Consider the following 9803-nt stretch of genomic DNA (forward strand, 5'->3'; position numbering starts at 1 on the left):
GGGATGCGTCAGGCGTCCTCGCGCTCTACCGGCGCGAGCACTTCTCGTACTCGCTCTGCGTCACCTCGTCGTTGTGGTTGATGTCGCAATCGGCGAAATGCTGGCGCAGCCAAGGATCGTTGCGCGCCTGCTCGAGCTTGAGCGAGCCGGCCTTGTCCGTGTCGAGCATGCCGAAGTCGAGCGGCTGCGGCGCGGCGGGCGGCGCGTTCGCCGTCGAGTTCGTCGCCGGCAACGGGTTGCCGTTCGCATCGCGCGGGACGTCCTGCTGGCGGTTCGTGCCCTGGCGGCCGTCATTCGTGGGCGTGCCGACCGGTGGCGGCGTCGTGTCGACGGGCGGGGTCGCGGTATTCACCGGTGGCGTGGACGGCGGCGTGTCCACCGGCGGCGGTGTAGCCGGCGCAGGCGCGGGCGACTGCGTCTGCGCGTGGACGACGGCGGTCGCGGCGAACAAGGCGGCCGAAAGGCCCAACAGGCGGATGTTCGTGGTCATGATGTTCATGGAACGGGTCTCCCGTGAGGTGGCTGATCGATGGCATCCCTGCCTATTCGCGGACGACGACGAGCACGTCGCCGCGAGTGCCTCCAGCCGGCGCTTCGCGCCGTGCATCGCGCACGTCGAGCCGGGCCGGGTCGATGCCGCGCCGGCCGAGGTAGTCGCGCACGACCATCGCGTGCGCGCGGCGCGCCTCGCGCTCGCCGTAGGAGACGATGCTCACGTCCGCGCGCGGCGCTCCATCGAGCGCGCGCGCGAGGTTCGTCAGCGAGCGCTCGCCGCTCGCGGTCAGCCCGGTTTCGCCCGGGCCGAAGTTGAACTCCGCAAGGCGCAGCACGAGGCCACGCTCGTCGACCGAGGACTCGCTGCCGACGAGCTCGCGCTGCATCGCGAACAGCCGCGCGCGCGAATCGGGCAGCGGCGCGCGATCGCGCATCCCGAACTGCACGTCGGCGGCGACGCGCGTCGCGCGCGCCGACTCGTGCGGACCGGCGAAACGGTCGCGCTCGCGCCCGAGTTGCTCGCCGCGCGATTCCGCGTCGCGCGCGAGCGCACTTGCCTCGGCGACCTGCTGCAACTTGCCGGTCAGGTAGACGCCCTGCTCGTACGCTCTCGCATCGAGCAGGCGCGCGTTCGCCGCCAGGGTCGCCAGCGCGGCGTCCGCGTTGGCGAGCTCCGCGCCGCCGTTCCGGCCGACGCGTGGATCGGCGTGCAGGCGCTCCTGCTCCATCTGCAGGCGCACCAGCTCGGGCGGCGGGCCGGGCGGCGCGGACGCGCACGCGACGAGCCCCGACACCGCGAGGGCGACGAGCACCGGCTTGATCGGGCGCCCGTGGTTCATGGAACACCTCCTTCGGCCTGCAGCGTGTCGATGCTGCGCTGGATCCGAGCGGTCGCGGCCTCCGCGCGCTGCTGCCGCGCACGCGCCGAGGCGAGATCGCCATTCACCTTCGCGCGCTCCGCGAAGTACGCCGCGTCGGTCCATTCGCGTGCGTCCGCGGCCCTCTGCGCCGCGTCGAGCGCCGCATGCGCCTCGCCGAGATCCCCCGGCGCATAGCGCGCCGCATCGTCGCGTTCGGCGGCCTGCACGGCCGTGGCGGCCTGCGCGAGTTCCCGTTGCGCCGCGTCGCGATCGATCGCATGGACGACGCCGGCTGCTGCGGCCAGCGCGACCGTGACGGCAATGCGGATCATCTTCATGCGCCCTCCTCGGCGGCCTGTGCAGGGCGAGCGTGGATCGGTCCGGTTGAATGTCGCCGAAACCCTGCGCCATCGCTTCAGCCGTCGTTTCCTTTCGAGTGATGCGCTACGCTGCGGCAGGTCCGAGGGAGCGTTGGATGCGCGCATCGATGCCTGCACGAATGGCCGCGATGGTCCTGCTCGCCTGCGCCGCGGGGTCGCGCGCGGCCGGCGCCGCAGGCCTCGCGGTCGTCGACGTCACCGTCGTCGACGTCGAAACCGGACGTGGCGTTCCGCATCGAACCGTGCTCGTCGAGGGCGACCGCATCACGGCCGTCGTCGGCGCAGCCGACGCACGCATCGACGTCGATGCGGTGCGCGTCGACGGTCGCGGCCGCTGGCTCGTCCCCGGGCTCGTCGACATGCACGTGCATCTGTTCAACACGGTGTCGCATCGACCACCGAATGACTGGGCGCTGCCGATGTTCGTCGCGAACGGCATCACCGGCGTGCGCGAGATGAACGCGGATGCCGCGTCGATCGCGGTGCTCGCGGCATGGCGTCGGGAGACGGACGCGGGCGAGCGCATCGCGCCGCGCGTGCTCGCCGCCGGAGTCGCGGCGCGCGTGCGCGAACCGGCGGATGCACCGGCCGCCGTTGCCGCGGTCGCCGGCGCGGGCGCTGATTTCGTCAAGGTGTTCTCCGAAGTCGGTGCGCCGCAGTGGCGTGCGATCGTCGACGCCGCGCGCGAGCGCGCGCTGCCGGTAGCGGGGCACGTGCCCGCATCGGTCGAGCTGCTCGATGCCGCGACGCTCGGCCAGCGCACCGACGAGCACCTCATGCAGGCGTACGAAGCCTGTTCGTCGATCGAAGGCGTGTTGCTGCGCGAGCGTGCAGGGATCGACGGCGATGCACTGGGTGCGCTGCGCGACGCGCAGGAGGCGCGCGCGCTCGCCGCGTTCGATCGCGGCACGTGCGCGCGCGTCGCGCGACGCCTGGCCGCGAGCGGCCAGTGGCAGGTGCCGACGCTCGTGCTCGCCTGGACCGAAGCGCGCCGCCATGCATCGCTGGCGCAGGCCGATCCGCGCTGGCGCTACCTGCGCGCCGACGAGCGCGAGCGCTGGTTGCGCGCGCTGGAGCAGGCTGCCGCGCATCCCGATCCGCTCGCGCGGCGGCGCTGGCAGGTCACCCGCGCGATCGTCTCGGCATTACGCGCGGCGAACGTGCCGATGATGGCGGGAACCGATGCGCCGATGCCCGAGGTCTATCCCGGCTTCTCGCTGCACGACGAACTGGAGCGCTTCGTCGATGCGGGCTACAGCCCGGGCCAGGCGCTGAGCGCGGCGACGCTCGCGCCCGCGCGCTTCCTCGGCATCGAGGCGACGAGCGGGTCCGTCGCCGCGGGCAAACGGGCCGACCTCGTACTGCTCGCGGCGGATCCGCTCCGCGACGTGCGCAATACGCGTCGCATCGAAGCGGTGCTGCTCGGCGGACGCCTGCTGCGCCGGGCCGACCTCGATGCGGTGCTGCAGGACGCGGCACGCCGGGTCGCCTTTCGCACCGCTCCACGTCGCTCGCGGATCGACGCGATCACGCGGGCGCCGCACCGGCGCCATGCACGCAGCGGCTAGCCCGTATCCATCGCGTGGCATGGCAGTCCGGCGTCGGCCGCGGTAGGCTGGCCGCTTCCTGCCACGGCGAGGAGAGCTGCATGCGCACCACGGGCGATGTCTGGCTGGCGGCGGGCGTCCGCACGCCGTTCGCGAAAGTCGATGGCCCGCTCGCCGGGCTCGACGCGATCCAGCTTTCCGTGCGCGTCGCGCGACACATGATCGACCAGTTGCACGGCGCCCTGCCCGACTTTTTCGTCTGGGGCCATGTCGTGCCGAACCTCACCTGGAGCAACATCGCGCGCGAGGTGCTCATGGATGCGGGCGTCGGCGCGAACGTGCCCGCGTTCTCGACCGTGATGGCCTGCGGAACGAGCATGGTCGCCGCATTCGAGGCGGCCGGCATGCTCGCCGACGGCAGCCGCGAGCTCGCGCTCGTCGGCGGCGTCGACAGCCTCAGCAAGATCCAGATCGGGCTCAGCCAGCCGTTGTCGGACTGGCTGCGCGGCTTCCAGCATGCGCGCTCGCTCGGCCAGAAGATCGCCCACGCGGCGGAGATCCGCACCGCCGACGTCGGCCTCTACGTCCCCGCCGTGACGAATCGCACGACCGGCCTCAGCATGGGCGAACATACCGAGATCACCGCCAAGCAGTGGAACATCGGTCGCGCGGAGCAGGATGCATACGCACTCGAGAGCCATCGCCGCGCGATCGCCGGCTGGGACGCGGGTTTCTTCGACGACCTCGTGGTGCCGACCGACGACGTCGCGAGCGACACGATCCCGCGTCGCGACACGTCGCTCGAGAAGCTCGCGAAGCTGCCGCCGGTGTTCGACCGTTCGAGCGGCAAGGGGACGATGACGGCGGGCAATTCGTCGCTGCTGACCGACGGCGCCGCGGGACTCTGGGTCGCGACCCGCGCGGGCCTCGCGAAGTTGCCGCCGCGCACGCCGCGCGCGCGCCTGCTCGACTTCGAGATCGCCGCGGTCGATTTTCGCGTGGAGGGCCTGCTCATGGCGCCCGCATTCGCGATCCCGCGCCTGCTCGCTCGCAACGGCCTCACCTACGCCGACATCCACCTGTGGGAGATCCACGAGGCATTCGCGTCGCAGGTGCTGTTCCACCTCAAGGCGCTCGAGGACCGCGCGTTCGTGCGCGACAAGGCCGGTGTCGACGCCGACCTCGGCGCGTTCCCGCGCGAGCGCATGAATCCGCACGGCGGCAGCGTCGCGCTCGGTCACCCGTTCGGCGCGACCGGCGCGCGCATCCTGAGCCAGGCGATCAAGGAGCTCGATGCGCTCGAGCCCGGCGCGCGCGCGATCGTGAGCATCTGCACGGACGGCGGACAAGGGACGGTCGCGTTGCTCGAGCGCGGATAGGTTCCCGGCGGCGCCAGTCGATCGAGGGCGTGGCGGCCGTCGTGCCGTTCAGCCGTGTTCTTGCTTCGAAATGGAATGTCGGCGCGTTCGTCCCAGGAATCCTACTTGCACTCTACGCGGGCTCCCACCCCTATGCGGGCCGGACCCGGTGCCCGCACCTTCGTGCGATGCGATCCGGCGAATCGCGAACTGCGACACGCTGCGCGGCGGCGCCGGCGCTCGCACGCGAAGATGCGCCGCCTCCGTCATCCCCGGGAATCCACCGATGCGCCGACTGCTCCTGCTGCCGCTCGTTGCCGCCCTGCCCGCACATGCCGCGACGTATCAGGTCGGGCCGGCACGCACGTATCACACGTTGAATGCGCTGTTCGCCGCGATCGACGTCGGCGCCGACGACGTCGTCGAAGTCGACGGTGACGCGACCTATCCCGGCGGCGTCATCGTGCCTCCCGAGGCGAGCGGCGGCGACGGTCATCCGCTCGTGATTCGCGGCGTGCGCGTGAACGGCCATCGCCCGATCATTTCGGGCGGCGGCAACACGGTCGAGTTCCGCCAGTCCGACCACCTCGTGTTCGAGGGCTTCGAGGTCACCGGTGGCACTGCGCGCTGCATCCTGCAGGGCGCGCACGACGTGACCGTGCGAGACAGCGTGATCCACGGCTGCGCCGCGCACGGCATTCTCAGTACGGACCAGTTATCCGGCTCGTTCACGCTCGAATACAGCGAGATCTACGACGCCGGCAACGGTACCTCGCAGCATCCGCTCTACATCCAGAGCGACGAGATCGCGCATCCGGGCTCGCTGTTCCGCATGCAGTACTGCTACGTGCATGATGGCAACGGCGGCAATCTGCTCAAGGATCGCCACGAACGCAGCCAGATCTACTACAACTGGTTCGAAGGCGCGGCCTACCACGAACTCGAACTCATCGGTCCCGACGAACAGACGCAACAGGACGGCTGGAGCGTAGACCTCGTGCGCGAGGACCAGGACGTCGTCGGCAACGTGATCGTGCACAGCAACCCCGCGTTCGGCGCGGTGATCCGCGTCGGCGGCGACGGCTCGGGCCAGAGCAAGGGCCGCGCGCGCTTCGTCAACAACACGATCCTCGTGACCTCGGGCCAGGACGCGACGGTGTTCCGCGTCTTCGACGGCATCCAGGCGGTCGAGGCGCACAACAACGTGCTGTATGCGAGCGCGGGCGGCGCGATCCGCGTGGAACGCACGGTCGAAGCGGTGTGGGCGAACGGACGCCAGGTCGGCGGCAGCAACAACTGGGTGCCGACCGGCGCGACCTTCGTGCCAGCGGAATGGACGGGTACGCTCAGCGGGGCGAATCCCGGCTTCGCGAACGTCGCTGCACTCGATCTCACGCCGGCCGCCGCCGGCGCGCTGCACGACGCGGGCGACGCGGCACCGCAATCGATTCCGGGCTATGCCGTGGCCGACGCGCTGTTCCCGCCGCACTTCCAGCCGAAGCGAGCGCTGCTGCCCGTCGGTGGCGCAGTCGGACGCATCGTCGATGGTGCGATCGACATCGGCGCGATCGAACTCGCAGGCGACCTGATATTCGCGAACGGGTTCGATTGACCCGTCCGGCGGAAGGCTCGCGAGCGCCTTCGTCGACGAGCATCGCGGCTGAAGCCGTTCCGACAGGCACGTGCCTGCGACCGCGACCGAGCGTCGTCCACCACGCGTCGTGATTCCGGCGAAAGCCGGAATCCAGTTCTTCGTGTCGACCGTGAGACACCGGGTCCCGGCTTTCGCCGCGACGACGACCGGGGGCTTCAAGCTTCCGCGCTTCCTGCGCCTGCTCTGCTCCACCAGAGTCCCCTCGGCGTCGGCGGGCGGCCGGCCGAAGAGGGCCCGAAGGGGGCGCGCGAGGGATCGCGCGCATTGCGCCGTCAGCGCAGGGATGCGCTGTCGGCGCAACCGGCCGACGCCTGCGGACCCGCGAGGCAGAGCCTCGCGGGCGACGACGCGGGGTGCCCTTTCTCTTGGTGACTTCTCTTTGGGCAAGCAAAGAGAAGTCACCCGCTCGCCGCCGAGGCGAGCGGAACCTTGCGACGACACTGAAGCTTTCCGGAAGAAGCCTTGTCGAGAGTCTTTTCCGTTCCCCATGGCTTCAAGAGCAGGAGCACAATGGATTCCCGCCTTCGCGGGAATGCCGGCATCTCTGCGCAAAAAAAACCCCCGCTCGCGCGGGGGCATGAACACGCTAGGCGCAATACCGTCCGTGGCCACCGTCCATGGCTCGTTCCCTGGTCCCGCATCCGGCGGGACGATCCCGGTACCTGATTGGAAAGGTCCGGTGCGTGGCGCTCACGCGCGACGCGGTTCGGGGCTTGCTCGTTGCGCGACGCGGGGGCGCCGTGCAGGTGAGGCCTATCTTCACGATTCGCGACACGCGGTTCCGTGTCACGTCCAACGCTCGCCCGATCGACCGGTGCACACGCGCACTGCGAACTGGCGCACACAATGAGGCCCGGCGGACTCGCTCGCGCGCGTGCACCCTGCGGGGAGCCTGCGGAAACCGTCGCGATCGCCGCGATGCTTGCCCCGCTGTTCGCAGCCGCGGGCGTCGGCCCCGTTCAGGCGCTGCGCCGACCGAGCGTGACGCGCTCGTGGCCGCCAAGGTCGTGCACGCTCCGCACGTCGTCGAATGCGTGGCGTGCGAACAGTGCGCGCACGGCCGCGCCTTGCATCCAGCCGTGCTCGACGAGCAGCCATCCGCGGGGCAACAGGTGGGCCGGCGCATCGGCGACGATCGAGCGGATCGCGTCGAGGCCGTCGCGACCCGACGCGAGCGCGGAGGCCGGCTCGTGTCGCAGGTCGCCCTGCACGAGATGCGGATCGTCGGCGGCGATGTACGGCGGGTTCGACGCGACGAGGGTGAAACGCGCATTCCCGAGCGCCACGAACCAGTCGCCGTGCGCGAACTCGACATTGTCGATGCCGAGGCGGCGCGCGTTCGCGCGTGCGACGGCGAGCGCGTCGGCACTCGCGTCGGTCGCGACGACGCGCGCGCGCGGCCGCTCGTGCGCGAGCGCGAGCGCGATCGCGCCCGAGCCGGTGCCGAGGTCCGCGACCGCGCAGGCCTCGTCCACGGGGATGCGCTCGAGCGCGAGTTCGACCAGCAATTCCGTTTCGGCGCGCGGGATCAGCACCGCGGGTGATACCGCGAGATCGAACGTCCAGAAGCCGCGCCGCCCGAGCAGGTACGCGACGGGCGCCCCCGCGCGGCGCGCCTCGACGAGTTGCTCGAACGCCGCGACCCGATCCGCGGCCGGTTCGTGCTCGGGCCATGCGAACAACCACGCGCGCGTGCGGTCGAGCGCGTGCGCGAGCAGCAGTTCCGCTTCGCCGCGCGCGCCGTCGCCGCCGAGCGTCGCCGCGGCGCGCGCGAGCAGCGTGCGTACGTCGCTCAGGAGCCGCCCTCCGTCGCGACGATCGCCGGCGGCGAAACCTGCGGTACGTCGACGACGGGCTTCGGCGCCGCGCGCCAGTAGCCCGTGCTGCTCCACGCGTCGAAGCCGCGCCGCAGCCAGCCGACCAGCGCGGTGGCGAGCCACAGCGCCCAAGCGAGCATCGCGACCTTGTGCGTCCACAGCGGCACGCTGATCGCGCTCGCAACGGGCAGCGCGTCGCTGCTGCGGTCGACGAACCAGCGTAGCGCATGCGCGTCGGAACCATTGCCGGCGACCGCCATGTCGGGTGTCCCGAGCAAGCCGGCCTGCACCGCGGCGAGCAGGCAGAGCAGTGCGACGAGGGTGAACAGCGGCAGTCCGATCTGCGCGAGGTTGAATGCGACCCAGTGGCGCGGCGCCGTGCGCGAGCGCAGGTCGAGCGCGAACAGCCACGCGACGACGACGAGCAACGCGAACCACGAGAACGTCGAGAAGCCGAGCGCGAGCAGCAGCCACTGCCACGCCTTCAGCGGCGACCGCGGCGAGCGACCGAGCGCGACCGCAAGCAGCAGCGCGACCGCGAGTTCGCTCCAGTACAGCACGGCCGGCCCCGGCCCGGGCCCGGTCGTCGCGAGCAGCCAGCGATCCTGCGGCAGGTCGATGCCGAGGTCGATGTTCGCCGCAGGCAAGCCGAGCGCGAGCGCGGGCGAGCGCACGCGCAGCCCGGCTGCCTCGTCATCGCGCCAGCGGATCTCGAACGCGTGCGTACCCGGCACGAGCGGCAGGCTCAGCTTGCCTTCCTGCAGGCGCAGGTTGAGCGGTTGGCCGTCGCGGCTGGTGCCGGTCAGCTCCGCACCCGGCGGCAACGTGATCGCATGCTCGCCGCCGCGGCTCGCGCGCATGCGCAGGTTCAGCACCACGTCGGAGCCGCGCTGGCCGACGCTGCGGACGAGCCCGACCGCGTCGATCGCGCGCGACGATCCCTGCGCTGCCTCCGGTCGAGTCACCTCGAGCTCGAGCTTCTCGCCGGGCAGCGGATGGAACTCGTAGCGATGCATGCCGCGCTCGTCCGCGGGCGAGGCGGCGACCGCGGGCACGCCGCTGGCATCGAGGTGCCAATTCGGGCCGACCTGCACGAACCATGTTTCCGCGCGCTCGCCGAGCGGCGGAGCGACGAGCACGAGCTTGCCGGACTTGTCGAGCTTGCTCTCCCAGCTCGTCGCACGCACGCCGTCCCCGAGCGCGACGACGATGCGCGCGTCCTCGACCTTGAACGCCCCGCTCGTCACATGCTCGCCGTCGAGCAGCGGCACCGCGATGGCGAAGCCGCCGTCGAGCGGCGCGAGGCGCGTGACCACGGTGGCGACCGACCAGTCCAGGCCGAGATCGATCGTGCGCTCGACGCGCACGAACGGCGCGAACTGCTGCGTGCTGCCGACCGGCTGCTCGCCGTTCGCGCGCGCGCGCACGAGTGCGAGGGTCCCGGTCAGCAGGTGGGCGTCCTCGATGCCGCTCGCCTCCCAGCCGTCGCCGTCGAACTCCACGCGTGGTGGCGCGAGCGGGAAGTCGAGCGAGAGCTTGTCCGCGGCCGCGACGAACGCGAGTTCGAGGCGGTGCACGCCGCGCGGCACGACGAGCCAGAGTGCGCCGTCGGCGCGCGCGAAGCCGTCCTGCGCGACGCCGTCGAGCGTCGCGCGGCGCAGCTCGAGGTCGCTGCTGCCGGTCGGCAGCGGC

7 protein-coding genes and 1 pseudogene are annotated in these 9803 nt (G+C 71.5%); 3 read left to right on the top strand and 5 right to left on the bottom strand.

Going from position 1 to position 9803, the window contains the following annotated elements; all coding sequences use genetic code 11:
* Positions 1 to 25 precede the first annotated feature (25 nt).
* The 3 genes from VI238_RS02195 to VI238_RS02205 are packed head-to-tail and all read right to left on the bottom strand — an operon-like array spanning position 26 to position 1693.
* Entirely contained in the window at positions 26 to 499 is a 474-nt protein-coding gene (locus VI238_RS02195) for a hypothetical protein (protein WP_331647972.1), read from the bottom strand.
* 43 nt (positions 500 to 542) lie between these two features.
* Positions 543 to 1334 carry a hypothetical protein gene (locus VI238_RS02200; protein ID WP_331647974.1) on the bottom strand — a complete coding sequence of 264 codons (792 nt, stop codon included), beginning with the start codon at positions 1332 to 1334 and terminating at the stop codon, positions 543 to 545.
* Positions 1331 to 1693, bottom strand: coding sequence for a DUF4398 domain-containing protein (locus VI238_RS02205; RefSeq protein WP_331647976.1), 363 nt, complete (start codon positions 1691 to 1693; stop codon positions 1331 to 1333). The genes VI238_RS02200 and VI238_RS02205 overlap by 4 nt, the downstream gene beginning before the upstream one ends.
* 137 nt (positions 1694 to 1830) lie before the next feature.
* On the opposite strand from VI238_RS02205, the gene VI238_RS02210 reads away from it, so the two are divergent.
* From VI238_RS02210 to VI238_RS02220, 3 genes are all read left to right on the top strand, one after another.
* On the top strand, positions 1831 to 3303 hold the full coding sequence (locus VI238_RS02210) for an amidohydrolase family protein (RefSeq protein WP_331647978.1): 1473 nt from the start codon (positions 1831 to 1833) through the stop codon (positions 3301 to 3303).
* A gap of 80 nt (positions 3304 to 3383) precedes the next feature.
* Positions 3384 to 4661 (top strand): acetyl-CoA C-acyltransferase, encoded by a 1278-nt coding sequence (locus VI238_RS02215; protein WP_331647980.1) that lies wholly within the window; start codon positions 3384 to 3386, stop codon positions 4659 to 4661.
* A 265-nt stretch (positions 4662 to 4926) separates the two neighbouring features.
* Entirely contained in the window at positions 4927 to 6252 is a 1326-nt protein-coding gene (locus VI238_RS02220; protein WP_331647983.1) for a hypothetical protein, read from the top strand.
* A gap of 1001 nt (positions 6253 to 7253) precedes the next feature.
* Here VI238_RS02220 and prmC read toward each other — a convergent pair.
* Complete coding sequence (gene prmC, locus VI238_RS02225; protein ID WP_331647989.1) at positions 7254 to 8090, bottom strand: peptide chain release factor N(5)-glutamine methyltransferase; 837 nt, start codon at positions 8088 to 8090, stop codon at positions 7254 to 7256.
* Positions 8087 to 9803: pseudogene (locus tag VI238_RS02230) on the bottom strand (hypothetical protein); the annotation flags it as partial. The pseudogene VI238_RS02230 and the gene prmC, both read right to left, overlap by 4 nt.

Origin of the sequence: Dokdonella sp. (genome assembly GCF_036518555.1) — a bacterium.
Taxonomy (GTDB): domain Bacteria; phylum Pseudomonadota; class Gammaproteobacteria; order Xanthomonadales; family Rhodanobacteraceae; genus Dokdonella_A.

Coding starts and splice junctions, on each gene's coding strand:
- VI238_RS02215 (WP_331647980.1), top strand. CDS start 3,384: ATGCGCACCACGGGCGATGTCTGGCTGGCGGCGGGCGTCCGCACGCCG.
- VI238_RS02195 (WP_331647972.1), bottom strand. CDS start 499: ATGAACATCATGACCACGAACATCCGCCTGTTGGGCCTTTCGGCCGCC.
- VI238_RS02220 (WP_331647983.1), top strand. CDS start 4,927: ATGCGCCGACTGCTCCTGCTGCCGCTCGTTGCCGCCCTGCCCGCACAT.
- VI238_RS02210 (WP_331647978.1), top strand. CDS start 1,831: ATGCGCGCATCGATGCCTGCACGAATGGCCGCGATGGTCCTGCTCGCC.
- VI238_RS02205 (WP_331647976.1), bottom strand. CDS start 1,693: ATGAAGATGATCCGCATTGCCGTCACGGTCGCGCTGGCCGCAGCAGCC.
- VI238_RS02200 (WP_331647974.1), bottom strand. CDS start 1,334: ATGAACCACGGGCGCCCGATCAAGCCGGTGCTCGTCGCCCTCGCGGTG.